Genomic DNA, 16,956 nt, shown 5'->3' with positions numbered 1-16,956 from the left:
GTCGTGTCATGGCGCAGCCTTTGGCAGTTGACGACAAGTGTCACCTACTGACACGATGACGGTCATGCCGAAACCGCCCGCACCGACGTCTCGCTACTGGAAGCTGCACCGGCAGCTGGCGCGGCTCAACACGTTCCTGTTCCGCAGATCCCGCGGCAAGGTGGGCGGCACGTACTTCGGCGCGCCCGTGCTGCTGCTCCACCACGTCGGCCGCAAGTCCGGGCAGGCCAGGACCAGCCCGCTGATCTACCTCGACGACCCACCACGGCTGGTCGTCATCGCCTCGAAGGGCGGCGTGGACGCCCATCCGGCGTGGTTCCACAACCTGATGGCGATGGCCACCACCGAGGTGGAACTGCCCGGCGGCACACGACGGCGAGTCCGCCCGCGCGTGGCCGAAGGCGCGGAACGGGCCCGCCTGTGGGAGCGAGCGGTGGCGATCTACCCGGCCTACGCGACCTACGCGACCTACACCGAGCGGAAGATCCCCGTGGTCGTGCTCGAACCCGACGCGTGACCGAAAACGACTTTGGTGAACAAGGCCGACGACGATCGCAAGCAGCGTCGCCGACCCGGCCGTCCTTAGCGTCGGCCCGTGCTGAAACTCCTGTTACCGCTGCTGCTGCTCACTCCCCCACCCGCGGCCGAGCCCGCGAATTCCCTTGACTGGCAACCGTGTCCCGGTGACGGCATCGTCGCGGCGGACTGCGCGGACCTCGCCGTGCCGATCACCCCGCACAGCGGCCGGACCGTCACGCTGAAGGTCGCCCGCCTGAAAGCCACCGGCCCCCGGAAGGGCTCCGTCCTGGTCAACTTCGGCGGTCCCCAGGGCCGGCAGATCGCCATCATGCGGTCCCGGCCGCAGATCTTCGAGCAGATCCGCGCCTCCATGGACGTGATCACCTGGGATCCGCGCGGCTACCCCGGCCTGAGCGGCCCGGCGCTGGACTGCGACTGGGGCGTCGTCCGCACCCCGCGCTTCCCCGCCGGCCAGGCCGGATTCGACCAGCTCGCCGCCGCCAACCGCACGAGGGCCGATCGGTGCCGCGCCACCGGTCCCGCGCTCTTCGACCACATGGATTCCGCCAGCGACGCCCGTGACATCGAGGCCATCCGGGTCGCGCTCGGCGAGCGGCGGGTGAACTTCATCGGCACCTCGTACGGCGGTGTGCTCGGGCAGGCCTACGCGCGGCAGTACCCGCACCGGGTGCGCACCCTCTACGTCGACGGCACCGGCAACCACAGCGCCCGCGACTGGGACCGCGAACTCGACGCCATCGCCAGGGACAACGAAACCTTCGTCCGGCGGTTCCTCGACTGGGCCGGGCCCGGCACCGAGCAGCGCTGGCAGGCGTTGATCGCCAAGGCCGCGCGGGAACCGATCCCGGGCGCGAACACCACCTACGACGGCACCCAGCTCCAGGCGCTCGCGTTCCTCAAACTCCGGCGAGGCCCCGTCCAGTGGGCCCCGCTGCTGAGCGCCATCACCGCGGCCGAGGCCGGTGACGCCTCCGGTTTCGCCCCTTCCTCCGGTGATCCGAACCCGGGCGTGCCCGGCGGCGGGGTGAAGGAGTGCCTGGACTTCCCCCGAGCCGACCACCGGCAGAGCGCGCGGACCGCCGAACGGCTGCGCCGGATCGCCCCGAACACCGGCGCGTCGTTCCCTCTCGCCTGGCACCTGCCGCTCGCCTGCGCGGGCTGGCCCGCACCGGTCACCAACCCGCCGGCGCCGCTGCCCGCGACGCTGCCGCCGTTGCTGGGTGCGGGAACCTGGCAGGACCACGCACCCACGAAACGGGTGACCGACCAGGTTCCCGGCAGCCGCACCCTCCGCCACGACGGCCCGGGGCACAATCTGTTCGCGGGCATGGCGAACGCCTGCGTGATCGACCACGTCAGCCGTTACGTCGTCGACCGCGAACTGCCACCCGCGGACGCGCTCTGCCCGTGACGGTCGCTACGCCTTCATCAGGATGAAGTCGCCGTGGCCGCCGTAGCCCAGGACCGGTTCGGCGTACTGGGTGCCGTTGAACGTCGGCATCCACCAGGAACCGTTGACCCGGACCAGCATCGGGTGCGGGATGTTGGTGCCGTACGGGGCGTCGAGGGTGCCGAGCTTGCGCATCTTCAGGTCGTAGACCGGGTACTGGCGGGCGTCCCCGTCGCTGGCGAGCAGGTACCAGCGGCCGCCGATCTTCTGGAGGATGGTGCCTTCGGTCTGGTCGACCGTCAGGTCGGCGCCGACCAGCCGGAGGCCCTCGGTGTAGTCGGCGCCGCGGGGACCCGCCGCGAGCGCGGGGTGGAACACGAACGCGGGCTGCTGGGCGGGGCTTTCCACGAAGCCGAGGTGCCAGCGGCCGTCGATCCTGGTCAGCGCGGGGTCCCAGGAACTGACCTCGGTGGGCAGGGGCAGCCGCTCGGTGGGCAGGACGTGGACACCGGAGAGCACGTCGGCGCGGGTGGTGGCGTGGCGGATGTGCACCCCGTTGAACGCGAAGTCCCCCCACGAGCTCATCAGGAGGATGAACCGGCGCCGCTCGTCGTCGTAGACGATCTGACCGGCGTGGTCGCCGAGCACGACTCCGTCGCGGGCGAAGAACAGCGTCGCGACCTGTTCGAGCTTCGTCGGGTCGGCCAGGTCGAGGGTCCACACCGCCCAGTGCGCCTGCTGGAAGAAGCCCAGCCCCGCGTTGGTCATCGTCAGGTACAGCTTGCCGTTCTTGATGTAGGGCCTGCCGTCGGCGTGCTGGACGACGTGCGGGTCGCGCACCCCGGCCTGGCCGAAGTAGCCTGCCCGCACCCGGCCGAGCAGCGCGGAACCGCCGCCTCGCCCGCCGTAGGCGTAGCTCAGGTTCCCCAGCACCTGCGGGTCGCGCAGGTCGATGCGGGCGCGGACCTGGTCCCGTTCGGTGAGCAGGGGCTGCCACCCGGTGCCGGTCCCGGTCGTGTCCGCCAGCACGGTCACCGCGTTCTCGTTGACCACCACGGCGAAGCCGAACGGCGCCTTGAGCGCGGCGGGAGCGGTCTTGACCACGCTGGTCGTCCCGCCCGTGGTGACCTCGATGCTGACCGTGCCGGTACCGGCGTCGTAGGCGCCGAGCACGGATCCGTTGTCCCCGGCGAACCCGGCGACGACCCCGGCATCACCATCGAGTCGCCGGACCTCGACGGTGACCGTGCCGAACGGCGCTCTGGGCCGCACACCGGTGGTGACCAGGGTGCCGCGGGCGTTCTGCGGCGTCACCGCCGAGTCGTACTGGACGAACTTCGGCGCGATGAGGTCGAAGGGCCGGAACTGCTCGGTGACGGAGAAGTGCAGGTCGAACGGGCTGGCGGCGTGGTGCTCGGTGGACGCGCCGGCGCCGGTGGCGCCGAGCAGGCTCGTCGCCGCACCGGTCACCCCCAGCAGCGACAAACCGCGCAGGACGTTGCGCCGGTCGATTCCGTGCTCGCTCACGTTGACCTCCGGTAGGGGGATTTCAGGGGAGCCGCGGGGCCGGCGTGCCCGAGCACGCCGCGGTCACCGCGGAGCGTTCACCGTCGCCCGGTCCGAGGTGCTCGACGCGGTCGGCCTCGGCATCATTTGCGGAACTCCTCCAGGACGGCGGCTGTGCGCCCCCAGCTTGCAACGTGGCATGCCGCGTGGCAAGAGCCGGTTCCCCAGCACCCGGCGCACGTCAGAACAGGGGCGTGAAGTGGACCCGGAAGTTCAGGTTCGGCCGCCTGCTCGCGGAAGCCGCCATCCAGTACTCCCCCGCCCGCACGATCCCGCCCGCGTAGGAGTGCTGCGAACCGCGGGAGTCCACGACGCCCACCACCCGGGTCGGCGGGTTGTGCGGGCCCACCAGGAGCTGCACCTTGGCCGTCCGGCCGGTGACGAAGTAGACCGCCACGAACCCACTGACTTCGGCCCGGTACAGGGTGTCGAGCCGGCCCTCGAAACCTTCACCGCGCGGCACGGTCCTGGCTTCCGAAGCGTCGGCCCGCGCGGTCAGCGCTTGGACCATGCGCTCCAACTCGGCGATCCGCCGCTCCAGGGCCTCCTGGTGTTCAGCGCCGAACATGCGACCTCCGGTCCCGCCCACGGCATCGACCGGCAACCGTAGCGGATTCGACGGCCGGAGACGCCGCATCGTTCTTCACGGGAGGACGACTCGAGCGGCCACCGGCGCCCAGCACGAGTGCCGCCCCTGCCGCGAGCAAAGCGGCCAGCCACATCACCGCGCTGGGACCGGCGGCGTCGGCGGTCAGCCCACCGACCAGCGCGCCGAGGGCGATCGCCGCGTTGAACACCCCGGCGAACAGCGCGGAGGCCGCTTCGCGCGCCCGGGGTGCGGACGCGAGCATCCAGGACTGGGCGGCCACCGACACACCGCCGTAAGCCAGGCCCCAGACCACCAGCAACCCGGCCGCGGCCAGCGCGGTCAACCCCAGGATCGGCACCAGCGCCATCGTGGCCGCCAACGTCCCTCCGAGCACCAGCAACGTCATCCGCGGCGATCGGGCCGCCGCGGCGCCCGCGGCGAAGTTGCCAGCGACCCCGGCCAGCCCGTAGACCAGCAGGAGCGTGCCGATCAGCCCGGCGTCCACTCCGGACAGTTCCTCGAGCACCGGCCGGACGTAGGTGTAGGCGGCGAAGTGCCCGGTGACCAGCAGTGCCACCACGATCAGCCCGGTGCGCACCCGCGGCGCACCGGCCAGCCGCAGCACCGCGCCCAGCCGGACGTCCCCTTCGGCGGGCAAGGGCGGCAGTGACAGCGCCAGCGCGGCCAGCACCAGCAGCGACAGCCCACCGGCACCGGCGAAAGCGGCTCGCCAGCCCGCCAGTTCGCCGAGGTAGGCGCCCGCGGGGACGCCCAGCACGGATGCCACGGCGATACCGCTGAAGATCAGCGAGGTCGCGGCGGCGGCGGACCGCGGCGGGACCAGCCGCCCGGCCAGGCTCGCCGCGACCGCCCACACCCCGCCCATGCCGACGCCCACCAGCACCCTGGCGAGGAGCAGGACGCCGATCGCGGGTGACCAGGCCGCCAGCAGATTCCCCGCCGCCAGCACCGAAAGGAGTGCACACAGGACGGTCCGCCGGTCGAACCGCCCGAGCACCGGGATCAGCAGGGGCGCGGAGATCGCCGCGACCAGGCCGGTGACGGTCAGCGTCAAGCCCGCCGTGCCTTCGGTGACCGCCAGGTCGCGGCTGATCGGGGTCAGCAGCCCCACCGGGAGCATCTCCGAGGTGACCACGGTGAAGGTCGCCGCGGCGACCGAGGCCACCGCGGGCCAGCCGCCTTTCCGGCGGGTTGGTGCTTTCTGCGTCATGGGTTCCAGGCAACCGCCGCCCGCGGCGGGGAACAACGGCCGATGTCTCATCCTTCTATGAGCAGGACTACTGGATCCGGGTGAGGGGAACCGATGGAGTTTCGCGAGCTGGAGGCGTTCCTGGTGCTCGCCGAGGAACTGCACTTCGGGCGCGCCGGGGAACGGCTCTACGTGTCCCAGAGCCGGGTCAGCCAGCTGCTCCGGTCGCTGGAAGGGCGGATCGGCGCGCCGTTGCTCGAACGCACGAGCCGCCGGGCCGAGCTGACGCCGCTCGGCGAGAAGTTCCTCGCCGAACTGCGCCCCGCCTACGGTGCGCTGCAGGCCGCCGTCGACCACGCGCGCGCCACCGTGCGGGGCGTCGCCGGGGTGCTCCGCGTCGGATTCCAGGGCGTCATCGACGATCACCTCGCGACGGCCATCGCCGGGTTCGAGGAGCGGCACCCCGGCTGCGCGGTGGACCTCACCGAAATCCCGCTCGCCGACCCGTTCGGCGCACTCCGCCGCCGCGAGGTGGACGCCGCGGTGGTGCTGCTGCCGGTGGAGGAACCGGATCTCACGCTGGGCCCGATTTTCTCGCGACAGCCGCAAATGCTCGCTGTTTCACCGCGGCATCCCTTTGCTGACAGGGAGTTCGTCACGGCCGAGGAGCTGGCGAGGTGCCCGCTGATCGGGGTCCACGGCTCGGCGCCGGAGTACTGGCGCCGAGCCCAGGCCCCCGACACCACCCCCGGCGGCCGGCGGATCCCGCGCGGGCCGACCGCCGGCACCCTGCAGGAAGGCATGGGCCTCGCCGCCGCGGGCCGGGGAGCGATGCTGCTGTGCCGCTCCACGGCCGAGCACCAGGGACAGCGGGCTTCGGTGGTTTTCGTGCCGGTCACCGGCTTGCCGGAGTCGGTGCTCGGCGTCGTCTGGCGCACCGAACACCACACCGGTGCGGCACAGGCGTTCGCCGAAGAGATCGCCGTCGTGGAGAGATCGTCCGAACAGGCTCAGCCGGCGGACTGACTGGACCAGGCGTCTCAGGCAGCCAAGTCCAGCCACTCCCCGATGGGCAGCACGTGCGCGCGGCGTCCGGCGTGCGTGCGGAATTCGTTCTCCGGGTCGGAAACCTCGACGTAGCCCGCGATCTTGTCCGGCTGCTCCATCTCGTAGTGCATCGGCACCGCGTATCGGGCGTCGAGGATTTCCGCGGCCGCGGCGGCCTGCTCCGGGTCCATCGCGGCGGGCAGCGGGCTCGGCGGCTGGAGGTGCGGCGCGTCGACCACCGCGCCGTTGGCGGGCAGGAACACCGCGTCGAACGGGCTGAACCGGCGCGCGATGAGCCACCAGTAGCCGTGGAACATCGTGTCGCCGCCGTGGAAGATCCGCTGCCCGCCGCCCTCCACCACCCAGTTCAGCTGCGGGTCGCCCAGCCCGTCGACGGCCGGAACCGCGGTGACGCGGAACGGCCCGATTTCCCGGGTCTCCCAGGCATCCACGATCTCGGCAGCCAACCCGTGCGAGGTCAGCTCGCGCTCGGCCGGCAGGGTAGTCACGTTGTCCACGTCGTCGCCGTGGCCGGGCGCCGGCCGGAGCACCGGCGTCCCCGGCGCCAGCACCGCCGCGAGCGCGGCCGCGTCGGTGTGGTCCCGGTGCAGGTGGGTGACCAGCGCGGCGGTGACCGTCCCGCTCGGCACCGCCAGCCCGTCGCCGGGCTTCCACCCGGTGAACAGCGGCGAGAGGTCCCGCACGTAGTCGATCACCAGCCGCTCCTCCCCCGCTTCGAGCTCCAGCCCGGCCCAGCCCAGCCGCCGTACCCGCATCTCGCACTCCCTCGTCCCGGTGATGCGGCGAACTTAGCGTACGCACGTTCACTAAATTAATAGCGAACGCGCGTACGCTATCCTCGTCGCATGTCACCGCGACGCTCAGCGGCCGAAGCGCTGTTCACCCGGGGCCGGATCCTCGGCCGTGCCGCCGAGATCGCCTCCGAGGAGGGGCTGGACGGCATCACCATCGGCCGGCTCGCCGAGGAACTGGAGATGAGCAAGTCCGGCGTGCACAAGCACTTCGGCACCAAGGAGGCGCTGCAACTCTCCACATTGGACAAGGCGTTCGTGGATTTCTGGCACCGGGTGGTCGAACCCGCGCTGGCCGAGCCGCCGGGCCTGCGGCGGCTGCGTGCGGTGTGCGCCAACTCCGTGGACTACCTCGAAGCGCCACTGCTGCCCGGCGGCTGCCTGATGACCGCGGCGCTCACCGAGTACGACGGCCGCCCCGGCCGGATCCGCGACGCGGTGGCCGAAGTGTGGTCACGGTGGCGGGAGCAACTGCGGACGGACCTGGCCGCGGCGGTGGACAACGGCGAACTGCCCGCCGGGTTCGACGTCGACCAGGCGCTGTTCGAGATCATCGCCGCCGGGCTGGCACTGAACGCGGCCATGCAGCTCCAGCACGACCGGGCCGCCGCCGGCCGGGCGCGCCGCGCGATCGACCACGCCTTGGCCCACCCCTGACCGGGTTCCTCAGCGCTCGGTGCCGTTCTCGACCTCGGTGTCCGGGTTGGCCACCAGGTCGTGGAACCACGCCGGGTGCGCGGGGCCGGCCCGGAACTCGGTCGCGACCTTGACCTGCGCATCAGGGCCGACAACGGCGGCACCTGCCTGGACGACACCGGATGGACTGGCGGCGATCCGCCTGCGCGACACCGGCGACACCCTCGACAACATCGCCCGTTCCGTCGGCTACACCTCCGTGTACGCGTTCAGCCGGGCCTTCCGCCGGTCGCGGTCGCAGGCACCAGGCCAGTTCCGCAGCGCGGCGCGGGCAGGCTAGTTTTGCCACGGTGAGCCTCCTCGATGATGTGGCCGAGCGCGACGGCTGGCGCTGCTGGGTGTGCGATGAACCGGTCGATCCGGACATGTCGGTGAACGACCCGCGCGGGCCCAGCGTCGACAGCCGGACCGCCGACCGGAAAGCCAAGGTCGCCGAGCGGCTCGCGCACCGCGGGTGCAACACCCGCAAGGGCGCGGTCAAGGTGGTCATCGCCTGGCCGGACCGCCTGCACGTGGCCGACCCCGCGCCGCTGATCACCGTGGCCGGGCGGCTGGAGCGCAAGGGCGGCCGCGAGATGGTGGCGCGTTGCCCGACCAAGCAGGACGCCCAGGAAGCGGCGGATTGGCTGGTGGACCGGTTCTCCCGCCTGGTGCCAGGGCTGCCGGTGACCGCCGGCATCGAGGCGGGCGGCGGCCAGTTCCTCGTCATCCTGGCCACCGGCCGCCGCTGATCCGGATCACCGGTTTTCACCGCTCTTCGCCGGGTACCGCTTCGGGCATGGAACGCAGGACAGAGCAGCAGGCACCCCATCGCAAGCCCGAAGCCGACGAGTCCGGCACCGAGCAGGACGAACGACTGGCCGAGAACGACGGTGCCCTACCCGGTCAGCAGCGGGAGAACGCGAATCGCCAAGCCGCGGACGACCTGTACGAATAAGAGCGGCGCCGAATAGGGCGTTATACGGCCTGTTCCGGCGTGGGAGGCCGGGCGAGGTGCGGTGGATCCACCGAACGGTGGATGCGCGAATCAACCCGAGTTCCGCCGCCACGGTCGACGTGGCGGGGTGCGGTGCGCCCGTAACTTCGCCGCATGACGGCATTGGAAGTACGAAATCTGCACAAACGCTACGGGCCGCACGTCGCCGTCGATGACGTCTCCTTCACCGTCGAAGAGGGGGAGATCTTCGGCATCATCGGGCCCAACGGCGCCGGCAAGACGACCACCGTCGAGAGCATCGCCGGGCTGCGGACGCCCGACTCGGGCTCGATCTCCGTGCTGGGGCTCGACCCGATCGAGGACCGGGCGGAGGTGCGTGAGCGACTCGGCGTGCAACTGCAGGAGAGCAGCTTCCCGGACGCGATCAAGGTCGCCGAAGCGCTCGAACTCTACAGCTCCTTCTACCGGAAGCCCACCGATTGGCGCGAGCTCATGGAGCTCCTGGGTCTCACCGAGAAGCGCGACACGCGCTACAAGGCTCTCTCCGGCGGGCAGAAGCAGCGGCTTTCGATCGCGCTCGCGCTGGTCGGCGATCCGAAGGTCGCGATTCTCGACGAACTCACGACGGGACTGGACCCGCAGGCGAGGCGCGACACCTGGAGCCTCATCGAGCGGGTTCGTGACACGGGCGTCACGATCCTCCTGGTCACGCACTTCATGGACGAAGCGGAGCGCCTCAGCGACCGGATCGCCGTGATCGACGGTGGCCGGGTCGCCGCGGTGGATACGCCGGTGGGGCTGATCGCGCGGGCGAGCGCGGTGCAGCAGGTCCGGTTCCGCGTGAGTCAGCCGCTGGACAGGAGTGTCCTGACCGAGCTTCCCGAGGTGACCGAGGTCGAGGTCACCGAAGGCCGCTGGCTGGTCACCGGCAGAGGACAGCTTTTGAGCAGCGTCGCCAGGGCTCTCGGCAAGGTGCAGGTCGTGGCGCAGGATCTCCGCGTCGACCATCGCAGCCTCGACGACGCGTTCGTGGCTTTCACGGGACGCGCCCCGGAAGCTTCCGAGAGGAAGGCCGGCTGATGCGCGCGCTCCAGAAGATGATCAAGGTCGAGACGCGCCTCTTCCTCCGGGACTCCGCCACCGTCGGCTTCGGCGTGCTGTTCCCGACGGCACTCCTGCTCGGGCTGGCTGCCATCCCGGCGCTCAGGGAGTCGACACCGGAGACCGGCGGGCTCCGGTCCATCGACATCTGGGCGCCGACCGCACTGGTGTTCGGGATGGTGATGATCGCCGTGCAGCACGTCCCGGCGGTGATCGCGACGTACCGTGAGCGCGGCATCCTGCGCAGGATGTCGACCACTCCCGCGCATCCGCGGAACGTCCTGCTCGCGCAGATGATCGTCGCGTTCGCCTCCGTGGTCGTCTCCGCGGCGCTCATGGTCTTCCTCGCGTGGGCGGTCCTGGACATCGCCCCGCCCGGACGACCCCTGGAGTTCGCCGTCGCCTTCCTCGTCGGCTATGCGGCACTGCTCGGGATCGGCATGATCTCCGCGGCCGTGGTCCGCACGAGCAGTGCCGCGAACCAGATCGGCACCCTCCTGTTCGTCGCGCTGATGTTCTTCGGCGGGGCCTTCCTGCCCCGTGTCCTCATGCCCGACGTGCTGCGCGAGGTCGGCGAGTTCGTCCCGCCAGGGCTGCAGGCTCTCACCGCGGCGTGGTCCGCCGAAGCGGGCGAGCTCACCGCCACCGCCGGTGGGCAGCCCTTCTGGTTGCAGATCGCCATACTGGCGGGTATCGCGGTGATCGCGAGCGCGATCGCCGCGAAGCTCTTCCGCTGGGAGTAGGAGTCGATGATGGGGGAAGTCCGGGCCGGTGCGCGCCCGAGTTCCGGGACGCTCGAATCCGCCATCACGGACGAGGCGGAGATCGCGAACCGCTCCCGCTTGGCCTGGAGACAGGAGCAGCTGCGGGTCTGGGACCTTCTGCAGTTGTGCACACCGTGGCTGCTGCTGACGATCTCGGCGGTGATCTATTTTTCGCGGGTGCTCCCGGCATCCGGTGAACGCTTCTGGCCCGAGGGGGCCTCCGTCCTCGGGCTGGTCGCGGTCTCGTCGCTGTGGGTGCTGTTCGGGCAAACGCTGCCCATCAAGAGGAGGACGCTCCGGCCGGTGCCGTCGGGCGTCTACTCCGCCGGGCTGCTGGCGCTGTGCGTCACCCTCATGACTTACTCCGACGTGTTCCTCGTCTTCACCGTCGCGGGCTTCTTCCAGGCGTACTTGCTCAGGCCGTGGCCGTTGGGGGTGCTCGGGGTACTGGCCACCTCCGTGGCCCTCAACGGCTCGGCGATGCGTCTGTGGACCGACCCGAGCCCGGAGGTGCTCGCGGAGTTCCTCCTGATCGTCGCCGTGCAGACCGCGGCGATCGGGGTCGGCATCCCGCTGACGGCGCGAAGCGAGCCGGAGGAGCGCAAGCGGGAGGAGCTCGTCGAGCGACTCGAGGCGGCTCTGCACGAGAACGCCGGGCTGCACGCGCAACTGGTCGCCCAGGCCCGTGAATCCGGGGCGCAGGATGAGCGGCAGCGGTTGGCAGGCGAAATCCACGACACGCTGGCCCAGGGGCTCGCCGGCATCATCACGCAGCTCCAGGCAGCGGAGCGTTCCGCGACTGTGCGCGGCGAGACGGAAGAGCATGTCGCGCGTGCGCTTCGGCTCGCGCGCAGCAGCCTGACCGAGGCCAGACGGTCCGTGCGGGCGCTCGCTCCCCAGGAACTCGGGCGAGCGCACCTGCCCGACGCGCTGCGCACGTTGACCGAGCGCTGGTCGGAGGACCAGGGGATGCGGGTGCAGGTGGAGGTCACCGGCGCCCGGGAGCCACTGAGCCCGGCGATCGAGGTGTCGCTCTTCCGGGTCGCTCAGGAGTCGCTGACCAACGTGGCGAAGCACGCGGAGGCCTCGCGTGTCGGTGTCACGCTGTCGTACACGGGCGCCGAGGTGCTGCTGGACGTGCGGGATGATGGACGCGGGTTCGCGAAAGGGGCCGGTACCGGCTTCGGCCTGACGAGCATGCGCCAGCGCATCAGAGGGGTCGGCGGTCACCTGGAGGTGCAGAGCGCACCGGGTGAAGGGACATCCGTGAGTGCGCGCGTTCCGGCGATCGCCCCCGGGGATGCGGGACCGAAGGGGGAGACCGGCCGATGATCCGACTGGTGATCGTCGACGACCATCCGATCGTGAGGGGCGGTCTTCGCGACATGTTCGCGGACGCCGAGGACATCGTCGTGGTCGGTGAGGCCGGTGACGGCGCCGAGGGCATCGAGCGGGCGAAGCGGCTGGCAGCGGATGTCGTGCTCATGGACCTCCGGATGCCCGGGATGGACGGTGTCGCCGCGACCGCGGCCCTGCGTGAGCGGGTCCCGGGTGCCCGAGTGCTGGTCCTGACCACCTTCGACAGCGAGAGCGACGTGCTGCCGGCGATCGAGGCGGGTGCGATCAGTTATCTGCTGAAGGACGCGCTGCCCGACGAACTGATGCGAGCCGTCCGTGCGGCCGCGCGTGGGGAGTCGGTGCTCGCGCCGTCGGTGACGCAGCACCTCATGGGGCAGGTTCGGCGATCCGGCGCCGGCACACTGACCGATCGGGAGAAACAGGTGCTGCAACTGGTCGCGAACGGCAGTTCGAACCGGGAGGCCGCTACCGCGTTGTTCATCGGCGAAGCGAGCATCAAGACCCACCTGCAGCACATCTACGACAAATTCGGCGTTCGGGATCGTGCCTCGGCGGTGGCCGAGGGCTACCGCCGCCGCCTGCTCACGTGACGCCCGCCGCGCGCGGTCCATACCTCTGGCGCGGCGGGCAGGTCCTCAGTCAGGTGGTTCGGTCACCGGGTCCTCGCCGGCCCGGCGTCCGCCCGCTGCCTCGGGGTGCTCGGCCGACAATGCCACCTCGAGTTTCGCCGAAAGCGGCGGCGTACCCGGAGATCGGGGCTGCTCGGGGCTCAACGGTTCCTGCTCGCGTTCGATCATGCACCGGGATTACCCGGGCACCGCGGCGACAAGGGGTATCGATCAGCTGATCACCGCGCGCGCTACCCCACCGGAGCGGCCCCAGGCGGTCCGGCGCTGACCGGCGAACCGGGGGCGTCACCCGGCGGGGTGTACCGGCCCAGCCGCTGGACCAGGTCATCGTCGTCCCCCGCCCGGCGCAACACGGCCGGCACCGGGGGATTCGACCGCACCGTGCTCAGGGGCAGGCAGGCGAACCGCGCGACCACAGCGGGTGAGGGCAGCACGTCACCACCCAGGTAGGCCAGCACGTTGAGGTTCTCGGCGGAGGCGGTCTCCTCGGCCAGCGCCCAGCCGTGCTCCTCGTCCCACAGCAGGGCGAGATCACGGTCCGGGGAGTGGGGAAGCCGCCCGTCGATGGCCAGGTAGGCGTGCGCGGGCGAATCCAGCTGGACGAAGAAGCTGCTGCTGCCCAGCCCGAGTTCGGCCGCCACCGCGCGCACGTACCGGGGCAACCCGCGAGCGGCGGTCAGATCGAATTCGATGTTCATGGCGTGGCCACCCCTCACTACGATCGGAGAGTCGCCACCTGCTTGACGAAACCGGAGAGTACCCACTCGCGCGCCACACCAATCCTCCCTCACGGAAGGGCCACAGTGGACGCCGCTCGCGCCGCGCAGCGGTTTCCGGAGCGGTCCGCCGGGTAGCCGGGAGCGAAAACCACACCGCGCACCTGCCAGTGGCGGCGAGGAAAGAGGAACGCCGGATGCCCGGTTCGTCGCGAACAGTCCGTCCGAGCCGGCGGCTGCCTTCGTTCCCGGCTCACCGCCGTGGTGGTGGCGCATGACGGCGGTGTGGCAGGCGATGGCGATGGCCGTGTGCGCCGCGGCGGCGTTCGGCACGAGTGGCGCGTTGCAGCACCGGGTCGCCCGCCGCACCGCCCGCCGCCCCGGAAGCCGGTTCGGCGTGGTCCGGTCCTTGGCGCGGGAGCCGGTGTGGCTGGCTTCGCTGGTGCTGAACGGAACCGGGGTCGTGCTGCACTGGGTCGCGCTCAGCCGCGCCTCGGTGGCCCTCGTGCAGCCGGTGCTGGTGCTCGACCTGCTGTTCGCCGTCCTGGGCGCGAGCATGCTGCGACGGCACTGGCCCGATCGGATCGTCGTCCTCGGCGCGCTGCTCTGCGCCGGTGGGCTGGCGGCCTTCCTGCTGCTGGCCGAGCCCGTCCCCGGTCAGTCGGTGCCCGGCACCGGCGAAACCCTGCTGGTGGGTGGCTGTGTGCTGGCTGTGGTGGCCGCCTGCCTGGCGGTGGCGGCCCGGTTCCCCGGCACAGCGCGGACCTTGAGCCTGGCATCGGCGACCGGCGTGCTGTTCGGCGTCACCGCGGGGATCGCCAAGCTCGCGACGGACGATCTGAACGGCGGCATCGCCACCTTGCTCACCCGCTGGCCCGTGTACGCGGTCATCGTCTGCGCCACCTGCGCTTTCGTGCTCAGCCAGTACGCGTTCCGGGCGGGCGTGGCGGTCGCTCCGGCGCTCGGCGTGATGGTGGTGCTCAACCCGCTGGCCGGGATCGCGGTCGGTGCGGTGTGGCTGGGCGAACGCGTCAACGTCGGTCCCGGTGCGCTCGCCGGTGAGATCTTCGCTCTGGGCCTCACGGCGGCCGGGATCGCCGTGCTCGCCAAACGGGCGCCGGCGGCGGAGCGGCGACCCGAATCCGCTCCTCGTGAGCGGCGAACCCCAGCTGAGCCGGGCGCGGTGGGTGTGCACGAGTGAGCGGCGCGGGTCGTCCTGCGCGAGTGCGCTGCCGGATCAGGATTTTCTCGTGCCGCGAGGCGATCGACGCTTTCCGACCGTCCACTGTGGCCGATGGGTAGCCGACGTGGTTCCGGTGCGGGACAGCGGCATTCCCTGGAAACTCTCGAAGGTGTGCGCTTCCTCATCCGTTCGCGGCTGCCGGCACCACCGGATCGCTGAGCTGCTCGCGAAGGATGTCGCCGTGCCCGGCGTGCCGGGCGAATTCCTCGATCATGGCGAGCAGGGTCCAGCGCATGCTGACCGTTCCTTCGAGGGGGTTGGCCTTGGTGTCGTCGAGGTCGAAGCAGGCCGCGATCTCCCGTGATCGGCGGCTGGCGCGTTCGAACTCGGCGATCACCTCGGCCAGGGACTCGTCGTCGGTGACGGTGAAGGTGCCCTCGTCGCGGTTCGAGTAGCCGTCGCATTCGGACTCCTCCAGGCCCGCCCAGAATCGCTGGAACCAAATGCGTTCGGCGCCCGCGGCGTGCTTGATCAGGGAGATCGGCGTCGTCAGTGAAGCGACGAGCCGTCGGCGGGCGTCGGTCTCGGAAAGGCCGCGTACGGTCTCGATCAAGGCCTCGCGGTTGCGATCGAGCATGTTCTCGATGATCTCTCGTTCGGTGCCGTCGGTGATCCTGTTCGTGCCCATGGGTGTTCGCTCCGTTCTTTGCGGGTGGTCGGCGAAGAGGCCGCGACTCGACGCGGCCGAAGCCAAGGGGGAAGTGTCGGGCGCGGGCAGAAGTGGACACCGCGGCCGGAACTCATCGTAGGGCCTCCTCGACGGCGAGGTCAATCCGGCGAGCGGAAATTCCGTCCACGGCCCAGTCGACGGGAGCCCATGGTGATCATCACCGCGGCCGAGGTGCCCGCGGGAGGGTGCGCTACGTTTGCGCAAAATCCTTCACGTTACGGAGAATCCCATGCTTGCTCACCGCTCGGCCCGGCCCGCGCTGCTGGCCGTGTCGCTGTTCGCGATCACCGGATTGACGGCCTGTGACCAGTCCTCGCCGGTGTCCGCGCCCGGCACGGCGATTCCGGCCGCCGCGCCCTCCTCGGCCGCCGCGGCGAAGCCGGACCAGGGTTCAAGTCCTCAGAGCGTGTCCGAAGAATGGCTGCATTCCGTCGCTTCCGGCGATTTCGCCAGAGCGTGCGCACTCTACGACCCGGCGGGCGAGGTCTTCTCCGCACTCGGCGGCGTCGAGGGCTGCACCGGCCGGTTCGCCAAGGACAACGACCACGGAAAGTCCTTTTTGGACAGTCTGGCCACCGCGAAGGTCGATCCGGAGCTGAGCAAGGCCGAGGGCGACACGGCGGTCATCCCGATGGACGCCGTCACCATCGACGGCAAGAAGTGGAACGCCGACGCGCAGGGCGTCGTCCGGATGAGCGGGGATTTCATGACGCTGACCCGCAAGGACGGGCGGTGGCTCATCCGCGACTACACCGACGCCGTGCTGGTGACCCCGCCCGGGACGTGAACCGCGGCACCGGGATCACGGCCCCAGAACACACGACCTCATCGGTGGCTCGGTTCACCGATCCCGTCGTTCGACCACTTCGGTGGCACCGTTCTTGCTGAAGGCCGCCCACAGGTTGAACGCGATGATGGCCACGCCGGCCACCACCCAGAGCCAGATGAACCCACCGGATTTCCCCAGGCCGCTGACGAGTCCGAAAACGAGGATGGCCACGCCGAAGATCGCCCCGAAGATCGCCGCGGGCTTGGATGGCTTGACTTTGAAGGACGACATCCACTCACTCCTGTCCGGTGAAGCGAAGGCGTAGGCTGGCCGACGATTGCCCAAGATCGTCCGCTCCGAAACCCGGGCGCTTCCCGGCGGGCGAAGTACCGCCGCATGCATCAAGCCTTTGCGCTGACCGGTCTAATCACCGTGCCCACCTCGCGGCCGGGTGGAGCACCACGATCGATTCCGCACTCACGCCACCGGCCGATCGACTCCACAAAGGACCGCGCGCAGCGGGGACGGGCTCAGGACCGCTGGCACTCGACGGCTTGTTCGACGGTGTCGTGCAAGGAGAAGACGTCGCCGAGGCCGATGAGGTGGAAGACGCGGGTCAGTTCCTGGCTGAGCCCGGCGAGGCAGAGGCGGCCTTCGGCGGATTCGGCTTTCCTCAGTGCGGTGACGAGCACGGTGACGCCGGTGGAATCGCAGTACTCGAGGCAGCTCAGGTCCAGCACGTAGCCGTCGCCGGGGCCCAGTGACACCGAGTCCAGGGCCGCGCGCAGCCGGGGGGCGGTGTGGTGGTCGAGTTCCCCGATGACCCGCAGCACGGCAGGACCCGTCGAGGGCGGGTCGGACTCGATGCTGAGGTTGTGATCGTTCACCAGGTCTCCTGTGCGGTGGGCTGGGTCCGAA

At 70.7% G+C, this 16,956-nt stretch carries 22 protein-coding genes and 1 pseudogene; 13 read left to right on the top strand and 10 right to left on the bottom strand.

The window, feature by feature from the left end:
• Positions 1-64: 64 nt before the first annotated feature.
• Positions 65-517 carry a nitroreductase family deazaflavin-dependent oxidoreductase gene (locus tag L3Q67_RS24670; protein WP_499183845.1) on the top strand — a complete coding sequence of 151 codons (453 nt, stop codon included), beginning with the start codon at positions 65-67 and terminating at the stop codon, positions 515-517.
• Between the two features lie 78 nt (positions 518-595).
• Positions 596-1,951 (top strand): alpha/beta hydrolase family protein, encoded by a 1,356-nt coding sequence (locus L3Q67_RS24665; RefSeq protein WP_499183844.1) that lies wholly within the window; start codon positions 596-598, stop codon positions 1,949-1,951.
• Between the two features lie 6 nt (positions 1,952-1,957).
• Here the strand turns inward: L3Q67_RS24665 and L3Q67_RS24660 are convergent, their stop codons facing one another.
• From L3Q67_RS24660 to L3Q67_RS24650, 3 genes are all read right to left on the bottom strand, one after another.
• The gene (locus L3Q67_RS24660; protein ID WP_499183843.1) at positions 1,958-3,457 is read right to left on the bottom strand and encodes a hypothetical protein; all 1,500 of its coding nucleotides are present in this window, start codon (positions 3,455-3,457) and stop codon (positions 1,958-1,960) included.
• A gap of 220 nt (positions 3,458-3,677) precedes the next feature.
• Positions 3,678-4,064, bottom strand: a complete 387-nt coding sequence (locus tag L3Q67_RS24655; RefSeq protein ID WP_499183842.1) for a hypothetical protein — start codon at positions 4,062-4,064, stop codon at positions 3,678-3,680.
• The gene (locus L3Q67_RS24650; protein ID WP_499183841.1) at positions 4,051-5,316 is read right to left on the bottom strand and encodes an MFS transporter; all 1,266 of its coding nucleotides are present in this window, start codon (positions 5,314-5,316) and stop codon (positions 4,051-4,053) included. Before L3Q67_RS24650 ends, L3Q67_RS24655 begins: the two co-directional genes overlap by 14 nt.
• Before the next feature lie 93 nt (positions 5,317-5,409).
• Between L3Q67_RS24650 and L3Q67_RS24645 the strand changes: the two genes are divergently transcribed.
• Positions 5,410-6,321, top strand: a complete 912-nt coding sequence (locus L3Q67_RS24645; RefSeq protein WP_499183840.1) for a LysR family transcriptional regulator — start codon at positions 5,410-5,412, stop codon at positions 6,319-6,321.
• Positions 6,322-6,335: 14 nt separating this feature from the next.
• On the opposite strand, the gene L3Q67_RS24640 is transcribed toward L3Q67_RS24645, so the two are convergent.
• Positions 6,336-7,118, bottom strand: a complete 783-nt coding sequence (locus L3Q67_RS24640) for an MBL fold metallo-hydrolase (RefSeq protein ID WP_499183839.1) — start codon at positions 7,116-7,118, stop codon at positions 6,336-6,338.
• A 90-nt stretch (positions 7,119-7,208) separates the two neighbouring features.
• On the opposite strand from L3Q67_RS24640, the gene L3Q67_RS24635 reads away from it, so the two are divergent.
• The gene (locus tag L3Q67_RS24635; RefSeq protein ID WP_499183838.1) at positions 7,209-7,811 is read left to right on the top strand and encodes a TetR/AcrR family transcriptional regulator; all 603 of its coding nucleotides are present in this window, start codon (positions 7,209-7,211) and stop codon (positions 7,809-7,811) included.
• 9 nt (positions 7,812-7,820) lie between these two features.
• Here L3Q67_RS24635 and L3Q67_RS24630 read toward each other — a convergent pair whose 3' ends face one another.
• Positions 7,821-8,003, bottom strand: coding sequence for a PNPOx family protein (locus L3Q67_RS24630; protein ID WP_499191797.1), 183 nt, complete (start codon positions 8,001-8,003; stop codon positions 7,821-7,823).
• Between L3Q67_RS24630 and L3Q67_RS24625 the strand changes: the two are divergent.
• The 7 genes and pseudogenes from L3Q67_RS24625 to L3Q67_RS24595 form a co-directional block, all read left to right on the top strand.
• A pseudogene (locus L3Q67_RS24625) lies at positions 7,978-8,130 on the top strand (helix-turn-helix domain-containing protein); the annotation flags it as partial. The gene L3Q67_RS24630 and the pseudogene L3Q67_RS24625 overlap by 26 nt on opposite strands.
• 10 nt (positions 8,131-8,140) lie before the next feature.
• A complete protein-coding gene (locus L3Q67_RS24620) occupies positions 8,141-8,581 on the top strand; it encodes a hypothetical protein (RefSeq protein WP_499183837.1) in 441 nt (146 codons plus the stop codon).
• Between the two features lie 47 nt (positions 8,582-8,628).
• Complete coding sequence (locus L3Q67_RS24615) at positions 8,629-8,787, top strand: hypothetical protein (protein ID WP_499183836.1); 159 nt, start codon at positions 8,629-8,631, stop codon at positions 8,785-8,787.
• A 153-nt stretch (positions 8,788-8,940) separates the two neighbouring features.
• Positions 8,941-9,867 (top strand): ABC transporter ATP-binding protein, encoded by a 927-nt coding sequence (locus tag L3Q67_RS24610; protein ID WP_499183835.1) that lies wholly within the window; start codon positions 8,941-8,943, stop codon positions 9,865-9,867.
• Positions 9,867-10,631, top strand: a complete 765-nt coding sequence (locus L3Q67_RS24605) for an ABC transporter permease (protein WP_499183834.1) — start codon at positions 9,867-9,869, stop codon at positions 10,629-10,631. Before L3Q67_RS24610 ends, L3Q67_RS24605 begins: the two co-directional genes overlap by 1 nt.
• A gap of 6 nt (positions 10,632-10,637) precedes the next feature.
• A complete protein-coding gene (locus L3Q67_RS24600; RefSeq protein ID WP_499183833.1) occupies positions 10,638-11,984 on the top strand; it encodes a sensor histidine kinase in 1,347 nt (448 codons plus the stop codon).
• Positions 11,981-12,601 carry a transcriptional regulator gene (locus L3Q67_RS24595; RefSeq protein WP_499183832.1) on the top strand — a complete coding sequence of 207 codons (621 nt, stop codon included), beginning with the start codon at positions 11,981-11,983 and terminating at the stop codon, positions 12,599-12,601. The genes L3Q67_RS24600 and L3Q67_RS24595 overlap by 4 nt, the downstream gene beginning before the upstream one ends.
• Before the next feature lie 45 nt (positions 12,602-12,646).
• On the opposite strand, the gene L3Q67_RS24590 is transcribed toward L3Q67_RS24595, so the two are convergent.
• Together L3Q67_RS24590 and L3Q67_RS24585 are read right to left on the bottom strand one after the other, a co-directional pair.
• Positions 12,647-12,808 (bottom strand): hypothetical protein, encoded by a 162-nt coding sequence (locus tag L3Q67_RS24590; RefSeq protein WP_499183831.1) that lies wholly within the window; start codon positions 12,806-12,808, stop codon positions 12,647-12,649.
• Between the two features lie 62 nt (positions 12,809-12,870).
• Entirely contained in the window at positions 12,871-13,338 is a 468-nt protein-coding gene (locus L3Q67_RS24585; RefSeq protein WP_499183830.1) for a DUF6292 family protein, read from the bottom strand.
• A gap of 292 nt (positions 13,339-13,630) precedes the next feature.
• Here L3Q67_RS24585 and L3Q67_RS24580 point away from each other — a divergent pair, with 292 nt between their 5' ends.
• The gene (locus L3Q67_RS24580) at positions 13,631-14,557 is read left to right on the top strand and encodes a DMT family protein (RefSeq protein WP_499183829.1); all 927 of its coding nucleotides are present in this window, start codon (positions 13,631-13,633) and stop codon (positions 14,555-14,557) included.
• Between the two features lie 163 nt (positions 14,558-14,720).
• Here the strand turns inward: L3Q67_RS24580 and L3Q67_RS24575 are convergent, their stop codons facing one another.
• Positions 14,721-15,227, bottom strand: coding sequence for a DinB family protein (locus L3Q67_RS24575; RefSeq protein ID WP_499183828.1), 507 nt, complete (start codon positions 15,225-15,227; stop codon positions 14,721-14,723).
• 271 nt (positions 15,228-15,498) lie between these two features.
• Between L3Q67_RS24575 and L3Q67_RS24570 the strand changes: the two genes are divergently transcribed.
• Entirely contained in the window at positions 15,499-16,056 is a 558-nt protein-coding gene (locus L3Q67_RS24570; RefSeq protein ID WP_499183827.1) for a nuclear transport factor 2 family protein, read from the top strand.
• Between the two features lie 54 nt (positions 16,057-16,110).
• On the opposite strand, the gene L3Q67_RS24565 is transcribed toward L3Q67_RS24570, so the two are convergent.
• Together L3Q67_RS24565 and L3Q67_RS24560 are read right to left on the bottom strand one after the other, a co-directional pair.
• The gene (locus L3Q67_RS24565) at positions 16,111-16,329 is read right to left on the bottom strand and encodes a hypothetical protein (protein WP_499183826.1); all 219 of its coding nucleotides are present in this window, start codon (positions 16,327-16,329) and stop codon (positions 16,111-16,113) included.
• Positions 16,330-16,568: 239 nt separating this feature from the next.
• On the bottom strand, positions 16,569-16,925 hold the full coding sequence (locus L3Q67_RS24560; protein ID WP_499183825.1) for an STAS domain-containing protein: 357 nt from the start codon (positions 16,923-16,925) through the stop codon (positions 16,569-16,571).
• Positions 16,926-16,956: the final 31 nt, after the last annotated feature.

The organism is Saccharothrix sp. AJ9571 (genome assembly GCF_021725495.1).
GTDB lineage: Bacteria > Actinomycetota > Actinomycetes > Mycobacteriales > Pseudonocardiaceae > Amycolatopsis > Amycolatopsis magusensis.
This window is presented reverse-complemented; position numbering and strand designations above follow the sequence as displayed.